27 protein-coding genes are annotated in these 25,821 nt (G+C 70.2%); 15 read left to right on the forward strand and 12 right to left on the reverse strand.

Features of this window, described 5'->3' with window-relative positions; genetic code table 11:
- Positions 1-24: 24 nt before the first annotated feature.
- Together BLW75_RS10495 and BLW75_RS10500 are read left to right on the forward strand one after the other, a co-directional pair.
- Positions 25-1,104 carry an ATP-dependent DNA ligase gene (locus BLW75_RS10495; protein ID WP_034318353.1) on the forward strand — a complete coding sequence of 360 codons (1,080 nt, stop codon included), beginning with the start codon at positions 25-27 and terminating at the stop codon, positions 1,102-1,104.
- Between the two features lie 71 nt (positions 1,105-1,175).
- The gene (locus BLW75_RS10500) at positions 1,176-2,732 is read left to right on the forward strand and encodes an alpha/beta hydrolase (RefSeq protein WP_198935801.1); all 1,557 of its coding nucleotides are present in this window, start codon (positions 1,176-1,178) and stop codon (positions 2,730-2,732) included.
- 104 nt (positions 2,733-2,836) lie between these two features.
- On the opposite strand, the gene BLW75_RS10505 is transcribed toward BLW75_RS10500, so the two are convergent.
- Positions 2,837-3,079 carry a DUF2630 family protein gene (locus BLW75_RS10505; protein ID WP_034318140.1) on the reverse strand — a complete coding sequence of 81 codons (243 nt, stop codon included), beginning with the start codon at positions 3,077-3,079 and terminating at the stop codon, positions 2,837-2,839.
- A 90-nt stretch (positions 3,080-3,169) separates the two neighbouring features.
- Here BLW75_RS10505 and BLW75_RS10510 point away from each other — a divergent pair, with 90 nt between their 5' ends.
- The gene (locus BLW75_RS10510) at positions 3,170-3,529 is read left to right on the forward strand and encodes a thioredoxin family protein (protein WP_034318139.1); all 360 of its coding nucleotides are present in this window, start codon (positions 3,170-3,172) and stop codon (positions 3,527-3,529) included.
- Positions 3,530-3,616: 87 nt separating this feature from the next.
- Here BLW75_RS10510 and BLW75_RS10515 read toward each other — a convergent pair whose 3' ends face one another.
- Complete coding sequence (locus BLW75_RS10515) at positions 3,617-4,546, reverse strand: proline dehydrogenase family protein (RefSeq protein ID WP_034318136.1); 930 nt, start codon at positions 4,544-4,546, stop codon at positions 3,617-3,619.
- Between the two features lie 18 nt (positions 4,547-4,564).
- Positions 4,565-6,202 (reverse strand): L-glutamate gamma-semialdehyde dehydrogenase, encoded by a 1,638-nt coding sequence (pruA, locus tag BLW75_RS10520; protein ID WP_034318133.1) that lies wholly within the window; start codon positions 6,200-6,202, stop codon positions 4,565-4,567.
- A 125-nt stretch (positions 6,203-6,327) separates the two neighbouring features.
- On the opposite strand from pruA, the gene BLW75_RS10525 reads away from it, so the two are divergent.
- The gene (locus BLW75_RS10525; protein WP_241783886.1) at positions 6,328-7,932 is read left to right on the forward strand and encodes a PucR family transcriptional regulator; all 1,605 of its coding nucleotides are present in this window, start codon (positions 6,328-6,330) and stop codon (positions 7,930-7,932) included.
- 39 nt (positions 7,933-7,971) lie between these two features.
- Here the strand turns inward: BLW75_RS10525 and BLW75_RS10530 are convergent, their stop codons facing one another.
- From BLW75_RS10530 to BLW75_RS10550, 5 genes are all read right to left on the reverse strand, one after another.
- Positions 7,972-8,208: a S1 RNA-binding domain-containing protein gene (locus tag BLW75_RS10530; protein WP_034318126.1), complete on the reverse strand. Its 237-nt coding sequence runs from the start codon at positions 8,206-8,208 to the stop codon at positions 7,972-7,974.
- A 156-nt stretch (positions 8,209-8,364) separates the two neighbouring features.
- Positions 8,365-9,405 carry an LLM class flavin-dependent oxidoreductase gene (locus tag BLW75_RS10535; protein WP_091597285.1) on the reverse strand — a complete coding sequence of 347 codons (1,041 nt, stop codon included), beginning with the start codon at positions 9,403-9,405 and terminating at the stop codon, positions 8,365-8,367.
- Positions 9,406-9,412: 7 nt separating this feature from the next.
- Positions 9,413-9,805 carry a DUF6221 family protein gene (locus BLW75_RS10540; protein ID WP_034318123.1) on the reverse strand — a complete coding sequence of 131 codons (393 nt, stop codon included), beginning with the start codon at positions 9,803-9,805 and terminating at the stop codon, positions 9,413-9,415.
- A 251-nt stretch (positions 9,806-10,056) separates the two neighbouring features.
- Positions 10,057-11,076 (reverse strand): non-homologous end-joining DNA ligase, encoded by a 1,020-nt coding sequence (ligD, locus tag BLW75_RS10545; protein ID WP_034318120.1) that lies wholly within the window; start codon positions 11,074-11,076, stop codon positions 10,057-10,059.
- Positions 11,077-11,095: 19 nt separating this feature from the next.
- Positions 11,096-11,653 carry a GNAT family N-acetyltransferase gene (locus tag BLW75_RS10550; protein ID WP_034318117.1) on the reverse strand — a complete coding sequence of 186 codons (558 nt, stop codon included), beginning with the start codon at positions 11,651-11,653 and terminating at the stop codon, positions 11,096-11,098.
- A 24-nt stretch (positions 11,654-11,677) separates the two neighbouring features.
- On the opposite strand from BLW75_RS10550, the gene BLW75_RS10555 reads away from it, so the two are divergent.
- The 9 genes from BLW75_RS10555 (at position 11,678) to BLW75_RS10595 (ending at position 18,830) form a co-directional block, all read left to right on the forward strand.
- The gene (locus BLW75_RS10555; RefSeq protein WP_034318344.1) at positions 11,678-12,364 is read left to right on the forward strand and encodes a TVP38/TMEM64 family protein; all 687 of its coding nucleotides are present in this window, start codon (positions 11,678-11,680) and stop codon (positions 12,362-12,364) included.
- A gap of 166 nt (positions 12,365-12,530) precedes the next feature.
- Positions 12,531-14,135, forward strand: a complete 1,605-nt coding sequence (locus tag BLW75_RS10560; protein WP_034318114.1) for a serine/threonine-protein kinase — start codon at positions 12,531-12,533, stop codon at positions 14,133-14,135.
- A gap of 73 nt (positions 14,136-14,208) precedes the next feature.
- On the forward strand, positions 14,209-14,514 hold the full coding sequence (locus tag BLW75_RS10565; RefSeq protein ID WP_034318111.1) for a hypothetical protein: 306 nt from the start codon (positions 14,209-14,211) through the stop codon (positions 14,512-14,514).
- A gap of 19 nt (positions 14,515-14,533) precedes the next feature.
- Entirely contained in the window at positions 14,534-14,956 is a 423-nt protein-coding gene (gene msrB, locus BLW75_RS10570) for a peptide-methionine (R)-S-oxide reductase MsrB (protein WP_034318341.1), read from the forward strand.
- A 69-nt stretch (positions 14,957-15,025) separates the two neighbouring features.
- Positions 15,026-15,862, forward strand: coding sequence for a TIGR04222 domain-containing membrane protein (locus BLW75_RS10575; RefSeq protein WP_034318107.1), 837 nt, complete (start codon positions 15,026-15,028; stop codon positions 15,860-15,862).
- On the forward strand, positions 15,855-16,634 hold the full coding sequence (locus BLW75_RS10580) for a TIGR04222 domain-containing membrane protein (RefSeq protein WP_158005407.1): 780 nt from the start codon (positions 15,855-15,857) through the stop codon (positions 16,632-16,634). Before BLW75_RS10575 ends, BLW75_RS10580 begins: the two co-directional genes overlap by 8 nt.
- 114 nt (positions 16,635-16,748) lie before the next feature.
- Positions 16,749-17,684: a TIGR04222 domain-containing membrane protein gene (locus BLW75_RS10585; protein WP_034318101.1), complete on the forward strand. Its 936-nt coding sequence runs from the start codon at positions 16,749-16,751 to the stop codon at positions 17,682-17,684.
- Positions 17,674-18,489 carry an MbnB/TglH/ChrH family RiPP precursor modification enzyme gene (locus BLW75_RS10590; protein ID WP_198935800.1) on the forward strand — a complete coding sequence of 272 codons (816 nt, stop codon included), beginning with the start codon at positions 17,674-17,676 and terminating at the stop codon, positions 18,487-18,489. Before BLW75_RS10585 ends, BLW75_RS10590 begins: the two co-directional genes overlap by 11 nt.
- Positions 18,486-18,830, forward strand: a complete 345-nt coding sequence (locus BLW75_RS10595; protein ID WP_034318098.1) for an SCO6045 C-terminal-like domain-containing protein — start codon at positions 18,486-18,488, stop codon at positions 18,828-18,830. Before BLW75_RS10590 ends, BLW75_RS10595 begins: the two co-directional genes overlap by 4 nt.
- 19 nt (positions 18,831-18,849) lie before the next feature.
- Here the strand turns inward: BLW75_RS10595 and BLW75_RS10600 are convergent, their stop codons facing one another.
- Genes BLW75_RS10600 through hemE form a run of 4 tightly spaced genes read right to left on the reverse strand, consistent with a single transcriptional unit; the run spans position 18,850 to position 23,375 of the window.
- On the reverse strand, positions 18,850-20,196 hold the full coding sequence (locus tag BLW75_RS10600) for a CoA transferase (protein WP_034318334.1): 1,347 nt from the start codon (positions 20,194-20,196) through the stop codon (positions 18,850-18,852).
- 11 nt (positions 20,197-20,207) lie between these two features.
- Positions 20,208-20,900, reverse strand: coding sequence for a hydrogen peroxide-dependent heme synthase (gene hemQ / locus BLW75_RS10605; protein ID WP_016332997.1), 693 nt, complete (start codon positions 20,898-20,900; stop codon positions 20,208-20,210).
- Positions 20,901-20,925: 25 nt separating this feature from the next.
- Positions 20,926-22,305 carry a protoporphyrinogen oxidase gene (gene hemG, locus BLW75_RS10610; RefSeq protein ID WP_034318094.1) on the reverse strand — a complete coding sequence of 460 codons (1,380 nt, stop codon included), beginning with the start codon at positions 22,303-22,305 and terminating at the stop codon, positions 20,926-20,928.
- Positions 22,302-23,375 carry a uroporphyrinogen decarboxylase gene (gene hemE / locus BLW75_RS10615; RefSeq protein ID WP_034318091.1) on the reverse strand — a complete coding sequence of 358 codons (1,074 nt, stop codon included), beginning with the start codon at positions 23,373-23,375 and terminating at the stop codon, positions 22,302-22,304. The genes hemG and hemE overlap by 4 nt, the downstream gene beginning before the upstream one ends.
- 88 nt (positions 23,376-23,463) lie before the next feature.
- Here hemE and BLW75_RS10620 point away from each other — a divergent pair, with 88 nt between their 5' ends.
- Complete coding sequence (locus tag BLW75_RS10620; protein WP_034318088.1) at positions 23,464-24,027, forward strand: DUF3000 domain-containing protein; 564 nt, start codon at positions 23,464-23,466, stop codon at positions 24,025-24,027.
- A 1,061-nt stretch (positions 24,028-25,088) separates the two neighbouring features.
- Positions 25,089-25,805 carry a response regulator transcription factor gene (locus BLW75_RS10625; RefSeq protein WP_034318331.1) on the forward strand — a complete coding sequence of 239 codons (717 nt, stop codon included), beginning with the start codon at positions 25,089-25,091 and terminating at the stop codon, positions 25,803-25,805.
- The last annotated feature ends 16 nt before the right edge of the window (positions 25,806-25,821 follow it).

Genomic DNA, 25,821 nt, shown 5'->3' on the forward strand with positions numbered 1-25,821 from the left:
CTCGGTGCGGCAAGAATGGCCGTCATGTCGCTTCCCCTGACTCCGCCGGTCAAACCGATGCTCGCCAAACCGGCGAAGGCGATCCCCGATTCCGGCGGCCTGCTGTTCGAGCCGAAATGGGACGGGTACCGCTGCCTGGTGTTCCGCGACGGCGACGAGCTGACCTTGCAGTCGCGGTCGGAGAAGCCGCTCAACCGGTACTTCCCCGAGGTCGTCGAGCGCTTGAAGGCGGCCTTGCCCGAGCGGATCGTGCTGGACGGCGAACTGGTGGTCGCCCGGGACGGCAAGCTGGACTTCGACGCGCTCACCGACCGGGTCCACCCGGCCGAAAGCCGCATCAAGCTGCTGGCGGAGCAGACCCCGGCGGAGTTCGTCGCGTTCGACCTGCTGGCGCTGGGCGACGAGTCCTTTCTGGACGAACCGACCTCGAAGCGGCGGGAGCGGCTGGAAGAACTGGCTTCCGGCGGCATCCACCTGACCCCGGCCACTTCGGATCCGGCGCTCGCGCGGCACTGGTTCGAACTGTTCGAGGGCGCGGGGCTCGACGGCGTCATCGGCAAACCGCTCGACGAGCCGTACACACCCGGCAAACGTGTGCTGCTGAAGTACAAGCACTCGCGTACCGCCGACTGCGTGCTCGCCGGGCTGCGCTGGCACGTCGACGGCGAACCGGGCGAGATGGTCGGCTCGTTCCTGCTCGGGCTCTACGACGAGGACGGCGTCTTGCATCATCCTGGCGTCGTCGGTTCGTTCCCGGTCACCCGGCGGCGTGAGCTGGCCGAGGAGCTGGCGCCGCTGATCACCGACGGGACCGATCACCCCTGGCTGGGTGACAACGTGCGCGAGAACCAGCGGATCCCCGGCGGGATCACCCGGTGGAAGGCCAAGGAAGCCCCCTGGGTGCCGCTGAAGCTGGAAAAGGTGGTCGAGGTCGGCTACGAGCACACGGAGGCCGGGTATCCGTCGCGGTTCCGGCACACCGCGCAGTTCAAACGCTGGCGCCCCGACCGCGAGCCGTCCTCCTGCACCTATGCCCAGCTGGAGGAGGTCGCCCGCTACGACCTGGACGCGGTGTTCCGCGGCGAGGTGAAACGCACCCGCTAACCGTGTCCTGACATCCGACCTGCGAAGCTCTGTTCCGAGCTTTGTCATGCCTTGGAAGTGAGGACCAGCCCGTGAGCACCGCCCGCCGCACGCCACGGCTGTTCCTGACGACCACCGTGGTGACGGCCGTGCTCGCGGGCTGCACGGCCGGGCCGTCGGCGCGGCCGGCGGTGATCGACAACGACGGCAAGCCGAATCCCGGCGGCCAGACGACGGCACAGCAGGTCCCGCTGCCGCCGCTCGCCGAACCGCGGTCGCCGTCGATCAAATGGGAGGACTGCGACGAAGCGACCCGGCAGCGGCTGGGCCAGCCGTCCGTGCCGGACACGCTGAAGTTCTCCTGTGCCAGGGTGCCCACCACACTCGACGCGCCGGACCTGCCCGGTCGCGGGCTCTCACGGCTTTCGGTGGTCAAGACCGGGGGCGGGCCGATCCCGCTCGTCGTGGTCAACGACGTCGACGGCGAGCCGGGGTCGCTGTACGCCGCGCGGCTGGCCGCGACGCTGCCTCCCGAGTTCCTGCAGAAGTTCTCGCTGATCGGCGTGGACCGGCGCGGGACGGGGACGTCCATGCCGGTGCAGTGCATCCCCGCCGAGATCCGCACCGATCTGCTCGGCGCCGATCCGGCCGCCGCCGACCTCGAAGGCGTCGTCGACGCGGCACGCCGCGCGGGGCAGCAGTGCGCCATCGAACTGGACGACGCGCAGGTCGCGATGGACAGCTGGCGGGCAGCGGGCGACCTCGAAGAGCTCCGGGAGCAACTGGGGCTGGACAAGCTGCACGCGCTGGGCCACGGCGACGGTTCGAAGGTCCTCGCCGAATACGCCGTGCGGTTCCCTGCCCAGGTCGGCCGGGTCATGCTCGACGGGCTGCCCGACCCCGCCCCCGACGCGACCGCCACCCAGGAATCCGTCGCCGCGAGCGCGCAGGCGACCCTCGACGCGTTCGGCGCCGACTGCATCGCGAGGGGCTGCCCGATCGGCGACGCGCGCGCGGCCGTGACCGCCGTCGCCGACCGGCTCCGGTCGGCGTCCGCGACGACCACCGACGGCGAGGAGATCACTCCGGGGATCGCGCTGTACGCCGTCTACTCCGGGCTCGCGCAGCGCTCGCGCTGGGTCGAACTCGCCGAGGCGCTCAAGTCCGCGCAGACCGGCGACGTCACGCCGCTGGCCGCGTTCGCCGAGCCGGTGCTGAAGGACACCAAGGCGCGGCCGTCGCGGCTGGACGGCACGCTCGCGACCAAATGCAACGACAGCGCGACCCGGCTCTCGGCCGAGGAACTCACGCGCGCGACCACGACCTTGCGCGACAAGTATCCGCAGTTCGGTGTCTTCGCCGCACAGCAGCTGGCCTGGTGCAGCCCGTGGCCCGTGCGCCGTGAGCCGCTTCCGCCCGCGGGAGCGCCGGGCGCCCCGCCGATGCTCGTCGCCGGCACCGCGACCGACCCGGTCACACCGGAGCAGGGCACCGGCCGGGCGGCCGACCAGATGCCGAGCGCGGTGACGATCACCTGGCAGGGCGCCGGGCACGGCGCCCTGACCCTCTCGCCGTGTGTCGCGGACGCGACGCGGGCCTTCCTGATCGACGGGAAGGTGCCCGTCGACGGGACCCTCTGCCCGGCCTGATCACTGACGTGGGCTGAAGGACGCTTTCACCGCATGCGATGCGACGAAAGCGCCCTTCACCGCGTGACATGCGGTGAAGGCGTCCTTCAGCCGCGCGAAACGGCCTACTGCCGGTAAGACTCCACCTCGGAGATCGGCCGCGCCGAAGCCTGGTCCGGATCGTCGTCGAACTCCACGCGTGCCCGCCGCTGCCGCAGCAGATCCCAGCACTGGTCCAGCTGCTGTTCCACACTCGCGAGCCGGGACCGGTCGTCCGAGCTCAGCCCGGTGCCGATCGCCCGCGAACGGAGCTCGTGCTCCTCGCTGACCAGCTCGTCGATCCGGCTGAGGATGTCACCGTCGGCCATCTGCGCCTCCTGCGAAACCTGGGTTGCTCCATCCGAGACGCTACGCGCACTCGCGGGAATGCGCGTCCCGCCCGATTCGTTACGCCCGGCATGAGCACTGTGGAGCTGACCGCCGCCAACTTCGATCAGGTCGTGTCGGAGAACGACTTCGTGATCATCGACTTCTGGGCGGACTGGTGCATGCCGTGCCGCCAGTTCGCACCGACCTACGAGAAGGTGTCGGGCAACCACGACGACATCGTCTTCGCGAGCGTCGACACCGAGGCCGAGCAGCAGCTGGCCGCGGCCTTCGATGTGCGTTCGATCCCCACGCTCGCGGTGATCCGCGACAAGACGGTCATCTACGCGCAGCCGGGCGCGCTCCCGGAGAAGACGCTGGAAGACCTCATCCAGCAGGCGCGCGACATCGACATGGACAAGCTCAAGGAAGAGGCGGCCAAGGAGGCCTGACGAGCATGGAGAAGGGGCCCTTCCCGGCGGGTTTCGCCGGGAAGGGCCCCTTTGTCTTTCAGCGGAACAGTGCCACCGGGGGCCGGGTCAGCCCCGGGTGGCGAGTCCGCGCAGGAAGAACGCCAGGTTCGCCGGGCGTTCCGCCAGCCTGCGCATGAAATAGCCGTACCATTCGTCGCCGTAGGGGACGTAGACGCGCATCGTCTTGCCGTCGCCCGCGATCCGGCGCTGTTCCTCGGGACGGATCCCGTACAGCATCTGGAATTCGTGGTCGTCCGCCTTGCGGCCCGCGTCGGCCGCGAGCTTCTCGGCGATCGCGATCATCCGCGGGTCGTGCGAGGCGACCATCGGATAACCCTTGCCCTGCATGAGGATCTTCAGGCAGCGCACGTAGGACCTGTCCACTTCGGACTTGTCCTGGAACGCGACCTCCTCGGGTTCGGCGTACGCGCCCTTGCACAGCCGGACGCGGGAACCTTCCGTAGCCAGATCGCGGCAGTCCTGCTCGGTGCGCCGCAGGTAGGCCTGCAGCACCGCGCCGACCCACGGGTACTCGGTGCGCAGCTCCTTGAGGATGCCCAGCGTCGAGTCGGTGGTGGTGTGGTCCTCCATGTCGAGGGTCACCGTGGCACCGACCGCTTCGGCCGCGGCGCAGATCTTGCGGGCGTTCTCCAGCGCGACCTTCTCCCCGTCGACGGGGAGGAACTGCCCGACGGCGGACAGCTTCACCGAGACGTCCGCGCCGAACGCGAGGCCGTCGGCCGCCAGCGCGGTCAGCAGTTCCTCGTAGGCGCGGACCGTGGTCGCGGCCTGCTCGGCATCGGTGGTGTCCTCGCCGAGGTGGTCGAGGGTGACCCGGAGGCCCTGGTCGGCCAGTTCACGGACCACCCGGGCGGCGTCGGACGTCCTCGCACCGGCGACGAACCGGCTGACCACCGATCGGGTGGCGGGGACGACCTCGACCAGCTTGCGCATCCGCTGGGATCGAGCGGCGGCGAGCAACGGGGCACGCAACATCACGGACTCCTGGAGATCTCAGCCCTGGTGGGGGTAACGGACGCTGGTGGGCGGAACGAACGTCTCCTTGACCGAGCGCGGGCTCGTCCAGCGGAGCAGGTTGAACACCGAACCGGCCTTGTCGTTGGTGCCGGACGCGCGGCCGCCGCCGAAGGGCTGCTGGCCGACGACCGCACCGGTCGGCTTGTCGTTGACGTAGAAGTTGCCGGCGGCGAAGCGCAGCGCCTCGGACGCCTTCGCGACGGCCGTGCGGTCGTTCGCGATGACCGCGCCGGTGAGCGCGTAGTCGGCGGTCTCGTCGACCAGCTTCAGAACCTCGTCGAAGCCCGCGTCGCTGCTGTCGTCGTAGACGTGCAGCGCGAGGATCGGGCCGAAGTACTCGGTGCGGAAGATCTCGTGGTCCGGGTTGTCCGACACCAGGATCGTCGGGCGCACGAAGTAGCCGACGCTGTCATCGGCGGTACCACCGGCGATGACCTCGATTTCGGGGTCGTCGGCCGCGCTCTTCAGCACGGCGGCGTGCTTGTCGAAGGCGCGGCGGTCGATCACGGCGCCACCGAAGTTGTCCAGATCGGTGACGTCGCCGTAAGTGATGGCCTCGGTCTCGGAGACCAGCTCGTCCTTCAGGCTCGCCCAGAGCGAACGCGGGACGTAGGCGCGGGACGCGGCCGAGCACTTCTGGCCCTGGTACTCGAAGGCGCCGCGGATCAGCGCGGTGCGCAGGATGTCGACGTCGGCGGAGGCGTGCGCGAGCACGAAGTCCTTGCCGCCGGTCTCGCCGACCAGCCGCGGGTACGTGCGGTAGCCGGAGATGTTGGCGCCGACGGTGGCCCACAGGTGCTGGAAGGTCGCGGTGGAACCGGTGAAGTGGATCCCGGCCAGGTCGCGGTGGGTCAGGGCGACCTCGGAAACGGCCTTGCCGTCGCCCGGAAGCAGGTTGATGACGCCCGGCGGCATGCCCGCCTCTTCGAGCAGCCGCATCAGCATGTGCGCGGCGTAGCTCTGCGTCGGCGACGGCTTCCACAGCACGACGTTGCCCATCAGCGCGGGCGCGGTCGGCAGGTTGCCGGAGATCGCGGTGAAGTTGAACGGGGTGATGGCGTACACGAAGCCCTCGAGCGGGCGGTGCTCCATCCGGTTCCAGATACCGGGCGAGCTGACCGGCTGCTCGGCGAGGATCTGACGGCCGAAGGCGACGTTGAAACGCCAGAAGTCGATCAGCTCGCAGGCGGAGTCGATCTCGGCCTGGAACGCGGTCTTCGACTGGCCGAGCATGGTGGCGGCGTTCAGCTTGGCGCGCCACGGGCCGGCCAGCAGGTCGGCGGCGCGCAGGATGATCGCGGCGCGGTCGTCGAAGGACAGCGCGCGCCAGCCCGGGGCGGCGGCCTTCGCGGCGGCGATCGCGTCGTGGGTGTCCTGCGCGGTCGCGCTGTGGATGACGCCCAGCACGGCCTTGTGGTTGTGCGGCTGGACGACCTCGATCTTCTCGCCGCCGCCCTTGCGCTGCTCACCACCGATCGTCGCGGTGATGTCGATGGGGTCGGCGTTGCCCAGCAACTTGAGCGCGCCCTCGAGTTCAGCGCGCTCAGCGCTGCCCGGTGCGTAGTTCAGCACCGGCTCGTTCTTCGGGGCGGGGGTCTGGGTCACGGCGTCCACTGACTGCTCCTGACTGCACTTCGCCGGGTAGAGGTCTCATCCCGAACGGTAGACCTGACGGCCCTCTGAAGGATTGTCCGACTGGCTAGAATCAGGGTGACCATCTTGTCCGATCGGCTTAACCGGTGATCACAGTGTCCTCCCTGACTACTCAGACGACCCCTGGCGCTTCCCTGCGGCATGTCCTCGCCACCCTTGGGGAACCGCTGGTCAGGGTGCTCGCGGCCCCGGGCGGGCTCGGTGTCGGCGTGGAGGAGGTCGTCATCCACGATCCGGAGGATCCGCCCGACGCCCATCCGGGTGACCTCGTCCTGGTGATCGGCGCTCGCGGACGCTCCGCCGCGGGTGCGATCCGGGCGGCGGCGCGGTCCGGCGCGGCCGCCGTCGCGGTCAAGAACGGCATGGCCGTCGTGAACGTCGCGGCCGACGCGGGGATCGCGCTGATCGAAGTCGGCCACGAAGCGCGCTGGGAACAGGTCGAAGCCCTGGCCAGGGGCGTCGTCGACGCCGCTCGCGCAGGTGGCGAGGCGGACAGCGGCGAGGTCCTTGGCGATCTGTTCTCACTAGCGCAGACCATCGCGACCCTGACCGGCGGCCTGGTCAGCATCGAGGACACCGCGAGCCGCGTGCTGGCCTATTCGCGGGCGGGCGACGAGGTGGACGAGCTGCGCAGGCTTTCCATCCTCGGCCGCGAAGGCCCGGAACGCTATCTCGCGATGCTGCGCGAATGGGGCGTTTACCAGCGTCTTCGCGCCGGTGAAGGCATCGTCCGCATCGACGAACGGCCCGATCTCGGCATCCGGCGGCGGATCGCGGCCGGGATCCACGCCGGATCGCAGCCGCTGGGCACGATCTGGGTCCAGGAGGGCGCGCATCCGCTCACCGAAAGCGCGGAGGTCGCCCTGCTCGGCGCCAGCCGCGCGCTCGCGCCGCAGCTGATCCGGCACCGGACGCTGCCCAGCCCGGAACTCCGCTTGCGCGAGGATCTGCTGGCGGGGCTGCTCGACGGCCGACTCGACGCCGAGTCCGTCGCCGACGACATCGGCGCGGACCCCGGGAAACCCGCCATGGTGCTGGCGTTCTCGCTCCCCCGCGACCGGGCCGCGACCGACCGGCAGCTCCGGCGCGCGGAGCTGGTGCACCTGATCACCGTGCACACCGCCGCGTACCGGCGGAGCGCGCTGGTGAGCGTGATCGGCGGCCGGGTCTACGCGCTCCTTCCCGACCTCCCCGAGCACGCCGAACCGCGGATCCTGACGCTGGCCAAGGAGATCGCCGGTACCGCGCGACGGCATCTCGACGTCCGGGTGCGCGCGGCGCTGGGCGGTGTGGTCCCCAGCCTCTCCGACGCGGCGGCCTCGCGTGGCGACGCGGACCGTGTACTGGCGACGATGGCGCGCGGGCACGGGACCGCGGACGTCGCCTCGCTGGCCGACGTCCGGGCCGAGGTCCTGCTCTCGGAGGTGCTCGCGTTCCTCGGCGAGCAGCCGAGGATCCGCGATCCTCGGCTGACCGAACTGGTCGCCCACGACGCCGAGCACGGCGGCATCCTGGTGCCCGCCGTGCTCGCCTATCTCGACGCGTTCGGCGACGTCCGGAAGGCGGCGCGCGAGCTGAACATCCACCCGAACACGGTCCGCTACCGGGTGCGCCGCGCCGGCGAGGTGTGCGGGATCGATCTCGACGACCCCGCGCAACGCATCCTCACCCAGCTTCTGTTGCGCCTCTAGGGTTTCCCTGCCCGCTTCGAGAGGGCGAAACGCGCCGGATCAGGCCAGGATCAGGCTGAACCGCCGGTTCTGGACGTCCAGCTTGTCCAGCCGTACCACGACGGCCGCCCCGGCGGCGAGCGGGCCGGTTCCGCCGACGGTCGGCAACAGCCCTTCCATCCCGGGGGCCACTTCGACGAACGCGCCGAACGGGAGCACCCGCGTGACGACGCCGTCCAGAACGCCGCCATCGGCGTGCGCGGTGACGAAAGCCCGCCAGTTTTCGGTGGGAGACATGCGATTCACCTCCTCTCCATGCATGGTCCACAGCTCAGGACACATACGGGAGAAGGTGGGCCGCGGGCCCACGCGGAGCTCAAGCGGAAGCCGGGGAACCCGTCCGCTCACGGCACGAGGCCGACCCGGCAGTCATGGCCGTGACCCTAGCAAAACTCACGACGCCGCGGCCAGGCTCCGAAGCCCGGCGACCTCGGCCAGCGCGCGATAGGAATCCAGCCGCTCCGTCTGGTCGAAAGTGCTGGTGGTCACCAGGATCTCGTCGGCTCCGGTCGTGGCGGCGAGCTCGGCCAGCCGGTCGCCGATCTCGTCCGGGGTGCCGGCGAGCTGACCGTCGAGCGCCCGGTCCAGCCGCTCCCGGTCGCGGTCCGACAGCGGACCGGCGAGGATCTCTTCCACCGGGGCCAACGGCGGGAAGACGCCGTGCGTCCGCGAGTAGACCGTCGACCACGCTTCGGGGATCAGCAACCGCCGTGCCCGTTCGGCCGTCTCGGCGACCGCGATCGCCGTGGACACCACGACGTACGGCCGCGACGCCCGCGCGGACGGGCGGAACCCGGCGCGGTACCCCTCGATGGCTTCGAGCATCGGTCCCTCACCCCGGACCGGCGCGATCACCAGCGGCAGCCCCAGTTCCGCGGCCAGCCGCGCCCCGGCGCCGGTGGCCAGCAGGAACGCGGGCACACGCAGGCCTTCCGCGGGGATGGCGTGCACACCCGGATACGTCGTCTGATCGCCCGCGAGGAAGCCCAGCAGCTCGCGAACCTGGTCACCGAAGCGATCGGCGTCGTCCTTGTCGTGCCCGAGCGCCTGCCGGACCCCGCCGGTGAACCCGACCGAACGCCCCAGCCCCATGTCGATCCGGCCGGGGAAGAGCGATTCGAGTACACCGAACTGTTCCGCGACCACGAGCGGCCGGTGGTTCGGCAGCATCACGCCGCCCGTGCCGACCCGGATCCGTTCGGTCGCCGAAGCGATGGCGGCCGCCAGCACCGTCGGCGCCGAACCGGCGACGCCGGGCACGCTGTGGTGTTCGGAGACCCAGAACCGGTGATAACCGAGCGCTTCGATGTCCCGCGCGAAGGCGACCGTGTCCCGCAGGGCGCGGGGCGCGTCGCCGCCGCGGCGGGTCGGGGACCGGTCCAGTACCGAAAGCGTGATCACCTTCGGGTCAACGCGCCCGGACCGGGCGGGCATTCCCCGCTCAGGGGCGCCAGCGCTCGCTGTAGTCCGGGTGGTCGGCGTGCGGCAGGGCCAGCAGCCGCAGGGTCAGGCACCAGTTCGTCCCCGCCTCGTCGGCGGGCACATGGCAGGTCTCGCACCAGTACTCGTTGCCGTACAAGGGGAATCCGGGCACCTTCTCCGAGACCGTGGTGCGGTGCGCCTGCAGGAGCCGCCGGGTCGCCTCGATCTCGTTGATCATCTGATTGACCGTGTCGAGTTCGAGGTCGTTGAGCGAACGGATCTTCTTTTCGATGACGACCTTGGTCTCACCGCGGGTGAGCGATTCGTTGATCTCGGTTTTCTTGACCGCCTGCATGATCAACGCCTGGCGTTGCCCCACACGCGCGGCGAGAAAGGCGATCAGGTCGTCCACGGATACTCCTTCGTCCTCCCCCAGCCTAGTGTTCGGTGGGAATTGTCGCTGGCAGGAAGACCTGCGTTACGGCTGAGTCCCACGCGTCACACAGTCTCGTATCGATCCACCGCGCGACGGTGACTGGTTTCTGGATCGACATGAAAGCGCAATCACTCCGGGAGCAAAACGAAGGAAAGAACGACCGCCGGGACGAAATGGTCACCGAGCACGCACACGTCGTCACGAAAGGCGTTCCGGTCCGGAAGCCGTCAGGTGTCGTCCCGTGCCTTGCTCGGCTGGACGCGCTTCGGCTCGCCGGGCATCTTCGGGTAGTCCGGCGGATACGGCATCTCGCCGACGCCGTGGTCACGCTCGTCCCGCGCGTACCACTCCAGCAGCGTCTCGATGCCGAAAGCCCGCTCGTCCATCGGCGCGTGCAGGTCGCCGCGCTCGGCGTAGAAGGCGCCGGCGGTGAGGACATCGAAGTCGTCCGGGTCGACCTCGGTCAGCAGATCCCAGGTCAGCGGCGTCGACACCGTCGCCCGCTGGGTGCCGCGGACCGACCAGGCCGACGCCACCGTGCGGTCGCGGGCGGCCTGGTTGTAGTCGATGAAGACCCTGCCGCCGCGCTCTTCCTTCCACCACGCGATGGTCGCCCTGTCCGGGATCCGGCGTTCGACCTCGCGACCCAGCGCGATCACCGCGTGCCGGACCTCGATGAAGTCCCACTCCGGCCGGATCCGCACCAGGACGTGCACGCCGCGGCCACCCGAGGTCTTCGGGTAGCCGACCAGCCCCGCCGAGTCGAGCACCTCGCGCACCACGCCCGCGACCTCGACCGCGTCGGCGAAGCCCGCCTCGTCCGGCGGGTCCACGTCGATACGGAGTTCGTCGGGATGGTCGACGTCGGGCCGCCGCACCGGCCAGGGGTGGAAGTCGAAGGTGCCCAGGTTCGCCGCCCAGGCGAACACGGCGGGCTCGGTCGGGCAGACCTCCTCGGCCGTCCGGCCGGACGGGAAGGTGATCTTCGCGGTCTCCACCCACTCCGGGGCGCCCTTCGGCACGCGCTTGGCGTAGAACCACTCGCCCTCGACGCCGTCGACGTAGCGCTTCAGCGTCGTCGGCCGCTCCCCGATCGCGCGCAGCAGAGGCTCTCCGACCGCGACGTAGTGCTCCACGACCTGGCGCTTCGTGATCCCCCTCGCCGGGAAGTACACCTTGTCCGGGCTGGACACGCGGACCTTGCGCCCGCCCGCTTCGACCTCGATCGGTTCACCGTTCTTGGGCATGCGCACACGGTATCGCCGATCAGGGCCGGGGATCGGTCTTCAGGATTGCCATCGTGACGACGTCATGCCACTCGCCGTCCCACCACAGCGCTTCCCGCTGGAGCCCCTCACGGACGAACCCGGCCTTCTCGTAAGCTCGCTGGGCCCGCGGATTGTAGTCGAAGACCTCCAGCGAGACACGATGCAGGCCGACGACGTCGAACGCGTAGTCCAGCAGCAGCCTGGTCGCCTCGGTGCCATAGCCCTTGCCGAAGAACTCCGGCCCGTTCAGCGCGATGCGGAACGACGCGGAGCGATTGTCCTTGTCGATGTCGGTGAGCGCGAGATCGCCGACGTGCGCGCGATCCTCCTTGCGCACGATCGCGTAGTCCGCCCTGTCGTCCAGGCCGGTCCGCCCGGCGAGCCAGGTCCGGATCTGCTCGGGGGTGAACCGGGTGTGCGTCCCGGTCAGCCGGATGGTTTCGGGCTCCTGCAAGGCCTTCCACGCGGTCTCGAAGTAGGTTTCGTCGAGCTGCGTGAGCACGACGTGCCCGCCGGTCAGTTCGGGCTGCGTCCGCAGCGCCTCGGTGTCGATCACACCGGACACGGTACGGTTGACGCGGTGTCCGGCCGTACCAAATTAATCCTCGCGCTCACCGTGCTCGCCCTTTTCGTGGCGGCCGCGGTCCTGCTGCCGATCCCGGGTCCGGCCGGGCTGCGGGCCTGGGCGGCCGAGACCGGCCCGGCCACCCCACTCGTGTTCTTCCTGGTCTATTCGATCCTGACCGTGGCACCGATCCCGCGCACCGTGTTCAACCTGGCGGGCGGGTTGCTGCTCGGCGCCACCACGGGCATCGTCGTCGGCATCCTGGCGACCACGGTCGCGTCGGCGCTCTCGTTCGCTCTTTCGAGGGCACTCGGCCGCGATCTGGTCACCCGGCACCTGCACCGGGCGAAGGTCCGCGCGGTCAACGAGCGACTTTCGGACGGCGGCGTCTTGGCGATCACCTCCTTAAGGCTGATCCCGATGGTGCCGTTCGCTCCGTTCAGTTACCTGTGCGGAGTGTCATCGGTCCGTTTCGCCCCGTATCTGATCGGGACCGCGCTCGGCAGCCTCCCGGGAACGGTCGCGGTCGTCGTCCTCGGTGACGCGCTGACCGGGGAAACACCGCCCGCCCTGCTGATCTGTTACGCCGTGTTCGCCGCGGCGGGGGCCATCGGGCTGGTGAAGGTCTTCCGGCGCAAAGCCCTGCCGGTGCCCGATCCGAGCGAGGAAGAAGAATCGCCCGCCTCCGCACCGGCGAGCTGACGGGGAGCCGAAACCGCCGCCCGCTACACTCGATCGGGTGCGCGGGACCTGTCAGGCCGCGTAGCGCCACCATCACCCGGAGAATGTGTCAGGAGCAGTCGCCATCGACACCGGTCAGCTGATCGCTGGGCACTATCGCCTGGTCGAGCAAATTGGTAGCGGTGCCATGGGGGTGGTCTGGCGTGCCATCGATGTCCGCCTCGAGCGCTCGGTGGCGGTCAAGCAGATCCTCCCGCAGCCGGGTGTCTCCGAGGCCGAACGCGACAACATGCGCCAGCGCGCCATGCGCGAGGCGAAGAACGCGGCCCGGTTCCAGCATCCGAACGCGATCGTGGTGTTCGACATCGCCGAGCACGGCGGCGATCCCTGCCTGGTGATGGAGTACCTGAACGGCCCGAGTCTCTCGGCGATCATCTCCGAGGAAGGCACGCTGCCGCTCGGGCGCGTCGCGAAGATCGGCGAGCAGGTCGCGTCGGCGCTGGTGGCCGCGCACCGCGCCGGGATCGTGCACCGCGACGTCAAACCGGGCAACATCCTGATCGACGAGGCCGGTACCGCGAAGATCACCGACTTCGGCATCTCCCGCGCCGCCGGCGACATGACGCTCACCCAGACCGGCCTGATCGGCGGCACCCCGGCGTATCTCGCGCCCGAGCTGGCGCGCGGCTCCGACCCGGTGCCCAGCTCCGACGTCTTCGCGCTCGGCGCGACGCTCTACCAGGCGATCGAGGGCCAGACCCCGTACGGGAACAGCTCGAACCAGCTGGCGCTGCTGTACGCGGCGGCGAACGGCCAGATCAACCCGCCGCAGCAGGCGGGCCCCGCGACGGCGCTGCTGATGAGCCTCCTGCGCACCGAGCCGACCGAGCGCCCGACCATGGCCGAGGCCAGGGAACGTCTCGCCGCACTGGCGGCGAACGAGTCCGGCGCGGGCATGGCCGCGTCGCCGCGGCTCTTCGGAGCGGGCGGCGGTAGACAGCCCGCCGTGCCCGACACCCCGGGACACGGCATCCCCGGCGGAGAGCGGCCGCCGTGGCAGCGGACCGACAAGCCCGCCGAGTCCGCCGCGGGCGCTCCCCCGGCTCCGGCCAAGACCCACACGCCGACGGCCGCCTTCATCCCGATGCGCTCGCCGTCCGCCCCGCCGAACACGCCGCCACGTCCGGTCGCCGCGATGAGCCCGCCGCCGTCCGCGGCCGCTCCGATGCGGCCGTCCCAGGCCAAGCCCGCCGACGCCAAACGCAAGGCCGTCCTGTTCGCGGGCGCCGGTGCCGCCGTCGTGGTGGTCGCCGTGATCGTGTTCCTGGTCCTCAATTCGGGCAACGGGAGCGACAACCAGGGCGGCAACAACGCCGGGGCGAACCCGCAGACCAGTGTCTCTGCGCCGCCGAAGAGCGGCTCGTCTTCGTCGCGGCCCGCGCCCGCGGGCTTGGGGAAAACCCCGAGTGAGAAGGTCACCAGCTACTCCAGCGTGGGGCAATTCCTGCTGGACTTCTTTGACACCGACAAGATCGGAACGTCCGCGAGCTGGAACAAGCTCACGGAGGCCGCGAAAGAGGTCTACGGCTCGGAGCAGGCTTTCGCCGAGTACTGGAGCACTCACAAGGTCACCGGTGCCGACACCGCGCGAGCGGACAGCGGCGGCGGAAACCCTGATGGCTCGATCGACATGAACATCACGCTCAACAAGGGACCGCGGCCGGCGCTGCGCGTGGTCCAGGTCGGCGGCCAGTACTACATCGACGCCGACACGCGAGTACTCGGCAACTGACGCAGCGTGGCGGTGGTGAGACCCGCCTCGCCGGTGGTAGGCCAATCGCCGCTCGTGGCTTACTGTTGCCGGTATGGCCGATAGCGGACCTTTCGGACCTGGCCAGAATCCTCGCTTCCAGGAGGATCTGGTAGGCCTCGACCCGTACGATCCCGAAGCCCGTGCCTTCGCCGAGCATCTGGACCGCATCGAACGCTGCGGCCCGAATTTCACCGTGGAAGCCTGTCTCGACGGTGTCTCCGATTTCGCCGACTCCAGCAACCGGATCGGCGGTCTGCGCTGGTGGATTTCGGCACTGGTCGTGATCCTCATCGTGCTCGGCGTGATGGTCACCGCATGGGACATCATCGGCCGGGCCATCGCGTGGCTCGCGGGGTAACGTGGAACCGGTGAAAGGCATGAAACCCGTTGTCGGAGCCACACCCCGCGTGGTCAAGTCCGAGCAGGAATGGCGGGAACAGCTCAGCCCCGACGAGTACGCCGTGCTCCGCCAGGCGGGCACCGAGCGCCCCTTCACCGGTGAGTACACCGATGAGAAGACCACCGGGGTCTACCAGTGCCGTGCCTGTGGCGCCGAACTGTTCCGCAGCGACACGAAATTCGAGAGCCACTGTGGCTGGCCGTCGTTCTACGACCCGGCCGACACCGACGCCGTCCTCCTCCGTGAGGACACCACCATGGGGATGCGCCGCATCGAGGTGCTGTGCAAGTCGTGCCACAGCCACCTCGGGCACGTCTTCGAAGGCGAGGGCTACGCCACGCCGACGGATCAGCGGTACTGCATCAACTCGATCTCGCTGAAGCTCGTTCCCGAGTCGTAACCGACCGAAGCGAACCACCGCCCTCCCCGACGCGTTCATGGTGAACAACGTCAGGGAGGGCGGTGTCGTATGAACGAACCCTGGGGGATCTCGGGACCGGCTTTCGCGTGGCTGTACGGCTGCCTCGTCGTGCTGCCGTTTCTCTTCGCCGGACTGTGGGCCCAGTCGCTGCGGCGTCGTGCCGCCGACGAGTGGACGCCGCCGGGCCCGTACCACCTCGCCGCGCTGGACGGTGGCACCGAACGGGTCGCCGATGTCGTGGTGGCCACCATGGTCGCCGGTGAGCAGCTACGGCTGGACAGCCGAGGGCGCGTCACGGTCCTCCGCGCCGCATCGGGGGATCCGCTCACGCGCGCCGCCACCGAACTCATTCCGCGAGCGGGTGCCGGCGGGCTCTACCGGTTGAAGAAGCTGCTGAGCCGGAGTGCCGCCGTCCAGGAAGTGCGCAACGAACTTCAGCTGAGCGGCCTGCAAGTGGACGAACGCCGCCGTCGCGCCGGGTGGCTGGCGGCCTTGATCGTCTACCTCCCCGTGCTCGCGCTCGGGCTGGCGAGGTTCGCCAACGCCATGCCGCTGGGTCGCCAAGCCGGGATACTGGCGGGCCTTCTCGTCGCAGTGGTCGCGGCCATCGCCGGGACCGTCCTTCTCCTGCGTCCGAGCCGCGCAGTCCTGCCGACCGCGGCAGGACTGCGCGTCCTCGGCGCGGCCCGGCGGAATCCTGCCCTGCTCCCCGGAGTGGCGGGCGCGGTGGCCCTCGGCGGCTTGGCGGCGTATCCAGATCCGGTCATGGCGGACATGCTGGTCAGGGCGGGCGATGCCACCGCCAGGGGGTCGTCGGGGTCGTCGAGCGGGGTAAGCGGCTGCGCGAGCGGTTCTTCCTGCGGTGGAGGTGGGTGCGGTGGCTGACTCCGGGTGGCTCTACGCACCGGCGATCGCGCTCCCCGTCACGGTCGCGGCGCTTCACGTGCTTCGGCTCCGGCGCGGCTTTCACGACGGCGGCGGGTTGCCGAGCGTGCGGCACGTGGCGGCCTTGGCGGGTGGCGCCTCGCGGGTCACCGAAACGGTGGTCGCCTCGATGCTCGAACGGGACCAGGCCCGGCTCGGCGGTTCGGGCAGGATCTACCGCACTCCACTGGTTCCGGTCGACCCACTGGGGCTGGAGCTCGCCGGTCACCTGGCGTCCTTCCCCGACCACGAGTTGTGGAAGACGATGAGCCACGGCCCGGCGATGCGAGAGCTGTGGGCCGATCTGGGCCGCCAGGGCCTGGTCGTCGCCGAAGGACGCCGAAGGCTCACGTGGAGGATCGCCGCCGTCGTCTACGCCGTCCTTCTGGGGGTCGGGACGGTCCGGTGGATCGCCACCGACGGCACCGTGGTCCTGACCGTGCTCCTCGTCGTGGCACTGGCCTTGCTGATCGTCTCCCTCCGGCTCGGCCGGACCGATCACGAGGGCAGGACGACGGCCGCGGGCCGCGCGGTGCTGGCCGCGGCGGAGTCGGATCGAAGCCTCGTTTCGGGTGCGACGGGCGCGGTGGCCCTCGGCGGCTTCGCCGCGTATCCCGATCGCGAGGTCGCCGCCATCCTGAGCCGCTACGGCGGGCGCCCCGCCAAGGACACCCGCACCTTCGGCTGGGGTGACGGTCCCGGTTCGAGCACCTGCGGGACCGGCGGCTACTGACGGCCCAACTGCCGTCGTGAAGACCCGCTTCGGATGGTCGAATCACCGGAACCGAGACCGGACGGCCAAGCGTCCGACTACGGTAAGTGCACCTGCTCGCGAAAGGCCCGTGCGATGGAAGACACCTGGGGCATCCCCGGACCTGCGTTCCTGGCGATCTATGGCGCCCTGCTGGTGTTCCCGCTGGTCGTCGGTCTCCTTTGGACGATCGCGGCCAAGCTCGGCGCCAAGATCCCGCGCGCCACCGTGAGCGAACCGGAACCGACGGTGTACGAACTCGCCTATCTCGCCGGCGGCCCGGACCGGGTGGTCGACACGGCCATCGCGGCGCTGGTCGACCGCGGGACGTTGCGGGTCAGCAGCTCGAAGCAGCTCCAGCTCACCGGCCCCCTGCCCGCCGACCCGATCGAGAAGGCCGTCGCCAAGGGCGCGCGGCCGGGCTACAACTCCACTACCCGAGGCATCCGCGACCGCCTGCGGATGTCGGGGCCGATGCAGGCGCTCGCCAAAGGACTGGAGGAGCGGGGACTCGTCGTCGCGGACAGGTCGCCCCGGATCCGCCAGGTCGTCTTCTTTCTGTACCTCGCCGTGCTCGTGCTCGGTGTCGTCCGCCTGATCGCCGGGATCTCCGGTGACCGCCCCGTCGGTTTCCTCATCCCGCTGCTGATCGCGGCCGTGTTCGCGACGCTGATCGCCCGGGCGGTCAAGAACAAGCGGTCGGGCCCGCGGCCGACCAGCGAAGGCGGCCGGATCCTCCACCGGGCCAGGTCCGTCCATGGCCGGGAGCGCAAACGCGGCATCCCGAACGGACCGGGTTACGCCGGTGCGGCCGGCGGCGCCTTGCTGGGTGGCGCCGCGGCGGCGGTCGCGTTCGGCGGCCTCGCCTACTACCCGGACGAGGAACTGAGCGCGGCCCTGATCCCGCCTCCGGTCCCCGGGGGTTTCGGCGGCGGTTCGTCCGGCGGCGGCTCCACGTGCAGTACCGGCGGAGGAAGCTCGTGCAGCAGCGGAGGCGGGAGTTCCTGCGGAGGCGGCGGCTGTGGTGGCTGACGCGCCGGGCAGGCTCGGGATCGGCATCGGCTGGCGGCACGAGCTGGACCTGTCGATCGCGCGGCTGCCCGGCGTCGACTGGGTCGAGGTCGTCGCCGAGAACCTGCACGCCGGGCACCTTCCCGAAACGCTGGTCGCGTTGCGCGACAAGGGAATGCCGGTCCTGCCGCACGCGGTCTCGCTCTCGCTGGGCGGGGCCGAGCCGCTGGACACCGCGCGCGTCGAGCATCTCGCGGAGGTCACCCGCGCGCTCGGCGCGCCGATGGCCAGCGACCACGTGTGCTTCGTGCGCGCGGGCGGGCTCGACTCGGGTCATCTGATGCCGCTCCCCCGCACCCGGGAAGCGCTGGATGTCCTGGTGGACAACGTCAAACTGACGCAGTCCATCGTGGAGGTCCCGTTCGCGCTGGAGAACATCGCGGCGGTGCTGGACTGGCCGGACGCGGAGTTCACCGAGTCGGAGTTCCTGCGGGAGCTCACCGACCGGACCGGCTGCCTGCTGATCATCGATGTCGCCAATCTGTACGCCAACGCCCGCAACCTCGGCACCGATCCCGAACGGTTCCTCGACGAGATCCCGTGGGAACGGCTGGCGTACACGCATATGGCCGGCGGCGTCGAACGCGACGGCGTCTACCACGACACGCACGCCCATCCGGTGGTCCCGGAGGTGCTGGACCTGCTGCGCGAACTGCGACGCCGCACCGAGCCACCGGGTGTCCTGCTGGAACGCGACGACGACTACCCGTCCGACACGGAACTCGCGGCCGAGCTGGCCGCGTTGCGGGAAGCGGTCTCGCCGTGACGTCGCCCCGAGAGCGGCTCGCCGCCCAGCAGGCCGAGCTGCTCAAGGCGCTCCTCGCGGGAGGCGACGCCCCGGCGGGCTTCGACGCGGACAGGCTCCGTATCGAGGCGAACGTCTTACGGAACAAGCAGAGCAGGCTGGTCGCCTACCTCCGGCCGGATCTCGCCGAGGCCCTCGGCGACCGGTTCGCCGCGCTGTTCCGCGAGTACGCGACCAGCCATCCGAAGACCGACGCGATCCGCGCGCGAGCCTACGCGGACGCTTTCGGCACGTGGCTCGTGGAGCGCGGCGAGATCCCCAAGCCTCGCCGCCGATTCGCGACCTGGCTACGCCGCAATTAGTCACCTACTTGCGGAACGATCACCAGACCGGGCGGTCGCTTCCGGGTACGTGCGTCGCTTCCGTCCACTGTGGATTCGAGCCCGGCAGGGTGCCCGCCATCTTGACCCGGGTGACCCGGCCGAGCTGGCCGTCGACGTCTTCGAGCCATTCGCCACCGTCGAAGCCGGTGGGCCCGGCTTCCTTGCGCCCCAAGGAGTTCAGCCACTCCCCGGTCCCGGCGAGCGAGGTCCGGACATGCCGGCTGCCGCCCTCGGTGGCCGCACGGCGGACTGCGGTCATGATCGCCGCCGCGGTCAGCCAGCCGGTCGCGTGATCGAGCGCCTGCACCGGCAGCGGTCCCGGGCCGTCGAGCCCGGCCGTCTTGCCGCCCTCGTCGGCGATCCCCGACGCCATCTGCACCAGGCTGTCGAACCCGCGCCTGCGCGCCCACGGCCCTTCCCAGCCGTACGCGGACAGGTCCGCGACGACGATGCCCGGCCGGAGTTCGGCGATCGCTTCGGGCGAGAATCCCTTGGCCACCAACGATCCCGGCCGGAAACCCTGCAGAACGACGTCGGCGCGGGCGATCAGCTTGCGCAGCCGCGAGCGTCCGGCTTCGGTCTCCAGGTCGACGTACGCCGAGAGCTTGCCCATCCCGGTGTCGACGGCCAGCGGCGGCACGGTCGGCAGCTGCGCCGACCCGATGTGCATGACGGTGGCGCCGTGCGCGGCGAGTACTCGGCCGGCGACCGGTCCGGCGATGACGTGGGTCAGGTCCAGGATCCGGACCCCGCCCAGCGGCCGGTCGGACTCGAACAGCCGCACGGGTTCCGACGGCCCGAGGGTCCGGATCTCGGCGACCGGCAACGCCGACGACGCCTGTCCTTGCTTGTGCGCCAGCCACTCGTCACGCGAGCGCAGCACGGCGGCGGCACCACCGGCGCCGACCACGGCCGACTCGACCTCGTACTTCGACTTGGCCGCCACGACCTTCTCGAACGCCGCGCGCGTCGCGGGCACGCCCAGGCCCCAGCACACGGCGGAGACGTGCCGCGGGTAGTTGCAGTGCAGCCGCACCCAGCCGTCGTTCGCGAGGTAGTCGCCGGACAGCGGCGCGCTGAACGGCACCGGTTCCCCGTCGACCCGGATGTACTGCTCGCTGTGGAACGACGCGGCGGCGTGCCGGGTGTCGACCGAGACCTTGCCCGGCTCGATTCCCCGCAGCCGCAACAGTTCCCCGGCCGCGAGCGTCGCCGCCGCGATACTCGTCGTGGCCGCTTCCTCGACCCGGAAGGTCCCGGGCAGCACCGACTCGGGGCCGGTGATCTCGACGGCGTCGTCGGCGAGGGTCTCGCCAGTGAGCGTGGTCCAGACGCGCGTGTCCACGGAGGCCTTCACTAGGGCAGCAGGGCGATCAGCTCGGCGGGGGCCACCTTCGTCCCGGTGTAGAACGGGATCTCCTCGCGCACGTGGAGGCGGGCCTCGGTGCCGCGCAGATGCCGCATGAGGTCGACGATGCGGTGCAGTTCGTCGGCCTCGAAGGCCAGGATCCACTCGTAGTCGCCCAGCGCGAACGACGCGACCGTGTTGGCGCGGACGTCCGGGTAGTCACGGGCCTCCTTGCCGTGATCGGCGAGCATCTTGCGGCGCTCGTCGTCCGGCAGCAGGTACCACTCGTAGGAGCGCACGAACGGGTAGACGCAGATGAACTTGCGGGCCTCTTCACCGGCGAGGAACGCCGGGATGTGGCTCTTGTTGAACTCCGCCGGGCGGTGCAGCGCGACCTGGCTCCACACCGGCGCCGACGCGCGGCCGAGCGGGGTGTGCCGGAAGCCGCTGTACGCCGCCTGGACCTGCTCGATCTCCTCGGCGTGCCACCAGATCATGTAGTCGGCGTCGGCGCGCAGCCCCGAGAGGTCGTAGACACCGCGGACGACGACGCCCTTGGCCTCCAGCGCGTCGAGGTACTCGGTGGTCTCCGCGGTCGCCTTCGCGCGGTCTTCGCCGAGCTTGCCCTGCTCGGCCCGGAAGACCGACCAGGCGGTGTAGCGGATGGTGTCATTGAGCTCGTTGTAGTTCAGCCGCGCCATACCGCCATCTTGGCACTGCCGGTGCTCAGGAGCCCTCGTGGGTCGGTGTGATCCCGGCGATGCGGCGGGCGGCCGCGTCGGCGGTGGCGACGCAGGCCGGGATCCCGACGCCGTGCAGCGCCGCGCCCGCCACGGCGAGGCCGGGGACGCCGCCGACGGCACGTTCGATCCGCTCGACACGGATGAGGTGCCCGATGCCGTACTGCGGGAGCCCGCCGCCCCAGCGGGTCACCAGGGTGTCGATCGGCTCGGCGGTGACCCCGGTCAGCCGGGCCAGGTCGTCGCGGACCACGCGCACGAGTTCGTCGTCGTCGGCGTGCAGCGCCCCCGGTTCTCCGAAGCGGCCCACCGAGCCACGCACCAGCACCGGGCCTTCGCCGTACTGCGCCCACTTGCGGGAGGAGAAGGTGAACGCCTTGGCGGCGAAGGGCCTCCCGGCCACGTCCCGCTCCCCCGCGCCGATCAACACTCCGGACGACTCCGGCAACGCGGTCCCCGGCGGAAGGGCGAGCGCGACCACCGCCATCGACGCGAGTTCGATCTTGGCGAACACCGTCGAGGCCACTCCTGCGACACCGTCGAGCAGCCGTCGTGCCGAAGGCGCCGGGACGGCGAGAAGAACGGAGTCGGCGTCGAGGTCGTCGACCTTCCAGCCGTCGGCGGTGCGCTCGATCGCCGTCACGGTGGCCTCGGTCCGGATCTCGGCGCGGGACAGCTCCGCGAGCCGGGCGATCAGTGTTCCGAGGCCGCCCAGCAGGGTGCCGAAGACCGGCGCCGTACTCGGCGAGGCGGGCATGAGCGACGCGGCGCCTTCGGTGAGCGAGCGTGCGCCACGATCGATCGCGGACGCGAGACCGGGCATGGTCGCGCGCAGCCCGAGCCCGTCCGCTCCTCCGGCGTAGACCCCGCCCAGCAGCGGATCGACGAGCCGGTCGACCAGTTCGTCGCCGAACCGAGCACGCAGCAGCTCGCCGAGCGGCACGTCCCCCGGGTGCAGCTTCAGCGGAGGCAGCGACGACTCGGCCTCGACCAGCGCGCGGCCCTTCTCCGACAACACCCCGGCGACCGCGTCGGCCGAGGCCGGAACGCCCATGACCGTGCCCGGCGGCAGGCCGAGCACGGATCCGCCGGCGTGGATCTTGGCGCGGGTCTTGGTGGGGTGGACGAGACTTTCGCCGAGCCCGACCTCGCGGACCAGGGCGAGCGCCTCGGGACGGCGGACGAGGAAAGCCTCCGCGCCGACGTCGTAACGTTCACCGGCGAGCTCGACCGTGCGGAGTTTCCCGCCGAGCGACCCGGTCGCCTCGAAGACGACGATCCGGGCGTCTTCGCCGAGCAGCGTCCGCAGCCGGTACGCCGCGGTCAGTCCCGAGATACCGCCACCGATGACGGCGATGGTCCTCACGGCTGGAGCTCGTGCACCAGCCCGACCACACGCGTCAAGACGTCCGGATCGACGCCCGGCAGTACGCCGTGGCCGAGGTTGAAGATGTGGCCGTCGGCCGCGCGTCCTTCGGCGTGGATGCGCCGGACCTCGGCCTCGACGACCGGCCAGGACGCGTGCAGCAGCGCCGGGTCGAGGTTGCCCTGGACGACACCACCGCCGAGCCGGCGGACGGCTTCGTCGAGCGGGATGCGCCAGTCGACGCCGACCACGTCCGCGCCCGCGTCGCACATGGCCACCAGCAGCTCGCCGGTGCCGACGCCGAAGTGGATCCGGGGCACGCCGTAGCCCGCGACCGCGGACAGCACCTTCGCCGAATGCGGCAGGACGAACTCGCGGTAGTCCCGCTCCGACAGCGCGCCCGCCCACGAGTCGAACAGCTGGATCGCGTCGGCCCCGGCGTCCAGCTGCGCGGAGAGGAAGGTGATCGCCATGTCCGCGAGACGCCCGGCCAGCTCGTGCCACAGCTCCGGCTCGGAGTGCATGAGCGCCTTGGTGTGCTCGTGGTTGCGGCTCGGCCCGCCCTCGATGAGATACGAGGCCAGGGTGAACGGCGCGCCCGCGAACCCGATCAGCGGTGTCTCGCCCAGCGACCCGACCAGCAGCCGGACCCCTTCGGCGACGCGCTCCACCTGCTCCGGTTCCAGCACCGGCAGCGCGCGCACGCCCGCGGTGTCGCGGATCGGCTCGGCGACGACCGGGCCGGTGCCCGCGACGATGTCGATGTCGAGGCCCGCCGCCTTGAGCGGGACCACGATGTCACTGAAGAGGATGGCCGCGTCGACGCCGTGACGGCGGATCGGCTGGAGCGTGATCTCGGCGAGCATCTCGGGGTCGAAGCAGGCTTCGAACATCGAGGTGCCCTCACGCAGCGCCCGGTACTCGGGCAGCGACCGGCCCGCCTGGCGCATGAACCACACGGGGGTGTGAGCCGGGCGTTCGCCGCGCGCGGCGGCCAGGAACGGCGCACCGGGCAGGGCGCGACGGGCCGCGGGGACGGTCTGCGCGGGAGAAGCAACTGAAGGAGACATCACGGTTCATGGTGCCATGTGCGCTCAGGGGCCTTACTCTCGGCGCGCCTGCGCCCCGAACCGGACGATCGCGTCTTACAGTCGGTTGGTGACCGCGATGACGTCAGTACCCGATCTCTTCCGTGAAGCCGTCGCGGCGTTGCAATCGGTCCGGCCCCGCCCCGAAGTCCAGCTGGAGACGATGCGCCCGCCGCAGCGGCTGGCGCCGTGGTCCTACGCGGTGAGCTGCGAGGTCGAAGGGCCGGCGGACGTGCTGGCGTCGGGACGGCTGGTGCTGCTGCACGATCCGGAGGGCCAAGAGGGCTGGGACGGGGTCCTGCGGCTGGTCATGTACGTCCGCGCGGAACTCGACCGCGAACTGGCGACCGATCCCTTCCTCCCCGCCGTGGGCTGGTCCTGGCTGACCGACGCGCTGGAGAGCTCCGGCGCGGATTGGACGGCGCTGGGCGGCACGGTCACCGAGACGTCGTCGGCCCGCTTCGGCGACATCTCCGGGCCCGCGCGCACCGACGATCTGGAACTCCGGGCGTCCTGGACGCCGACGGACGCGGCGCTGCGGCCGCACGGGCAGGCGTTCTGCCAGGTGATGGCGAGCGTCGTGGGGCTGCCGCCGGTCGGCGTGACCCTCTTCGAGCAGCGCCAGTCGTCCTGAACCGCTTCGGTCGTCACCGCCTCAGTAGCACCACCAGCCACAACGACCGCGCGTGAAGGCCCCCTTCCCTCGGCTCAGCCGAGGAAACTCGACCTTCACACCTTCCCGAGTACATGAAGGCCCCCTTACTTGCGTCTAGGTACAGGAAGGGGGCCTTCATGTACTTCGACTCGAGCGCCTCACGTGCAGCGCGCGCCAGGCCTCCTGAGCCGCTTCGACCCGTGAGAGCGTCGGCCACGGTCCCGACACGCCGGATTCCCATCAATCGAGACATAGCATTCGGGTTATATTGCGATCGGCGGCCATCTAGCGTCGCTAGGAAAGCTAGCGGCACTAAAGGTCCCTTGCTCTCCCTGCCGGATCCGTGAAGGCCTCTTTCCCTACCCTCAAGGTGAGCAAGGAAGCCTTCACGGAGAGCCGCAACGCTCACGAAGCGGCCGCAGGAGGCTTCGCTTGAGCCATTCGCGAGCCCCTCAGAGCGTCCGTACGCCCCCGAAGGTCGCTTGGCGGCCATCTGGACTAGACCAGCTCCGACCAGCGCGGAGGCGGTCGCTCAGAGGTCTGGACCACCCCGTTCGTGCTAACCCGGCTGTCACCGTCCGCAACAAGATCGAATACCGCCCGAGGCGAGCCTGGACCCTTCCGGAGCGTTACCATCATCGTCACCGAGCGGAGCGATCATGACGCTCCGCGAAGTTGATCAAGCCCAAGCCGGGGGCGGTTTCCGGCCCCCGGCGCACCGCCCGCCGAGGCTCCCGGGCAGAGGCACCGGCAGGTGCACGGCCCATCTGCACAGTCGGTCGAGCCCCGGTAACTCAAGTCCATCGCGTTCTTTCGGCGATGTGTTAGCCACCGGCTGTGTACTAGCCCGATCGTGTTACGACGAACTCCCTGAGTGACTACTCGTTTGAGATAGATACCCATTCGATCCCCCCGCGAAGGCCTCAGGGCGGCTACAGTGCCATCGACGACACCACTTTCGGTCTAAAGCTGGCGCGGCTAAACGGCCGAAAGTCCCGGTGCCGGTCGGGGGGCACGACCGACTCCAGGGAGGTAGTGACGTGGCTACCGTCGGCATTTCTCAGGCCGTCCGATCCACGCCAGCCGGTTCATTGCCGGCGAGCATGGTTCCGCACCCGCGGGAAGAGCTTTTTTCCGTGTTGGTGGTCGATGACCACCCGCTGTTGAGGGAGGCAATCTCAGCAAGACTCGCACAGATGGGTGCGGGCACCGTCCACGAGGCCGCCACGGTGGCCGAGGCGAGGGCGCGAGCACAGGCCACCGGGCCTTGTGACCTGGCGATCCTCGATCTCGGACTGCCGGATGGCAGCGGTATCGAGCTGGTTACGGAACTCCGTAGCCATGGCTGGCCTCGAGTAGTGGTGCTCGCTTCATCAGACGACCCGTACGCGGTCAGGTCGGCGTTCCAGGCCGGCGCCCAGGCATACCTGCTCAAGTCGGCATCGCCGGTCGTAGTGACCGACGGCGTCCGCAGGGTGCTCGAGGGCGGCGTCTACGCGGACCCGAGCGTCGCACCGGTCTTGGCCACCGGCACCCGGGTCGCCGGCACCGACAACACCCCGCGCGAGCTTTCGGCGCGCGAGGTCGAGGTGCTGCAGCTCGTGGCCGACGGTCAGAGCAACAAGGAGATCGGCGAGGAACTCAGCCTCTCCGCTCTCACGGTGAAGTCTCACCTCTCCCGCATCGGGCGCAAGCTCGGCACGGGTGACCGGGCTCAGATGGTGGCGCTGGCCATGCGTGCCGGCGTGATCCGCTGACAAAGGCGAACAGCCC

It is taken from the genome of Amycolatopsis lurida (genome assembly GCF_900105055.1).
GTDB classification, from domain to species: domain Bacteria; phylum Actinomycetota; class Actinomycetes; order Mycobacteriales; family Pseudonocardiaceae; genus Amycolatopsis; species Amycolatopsis lurida.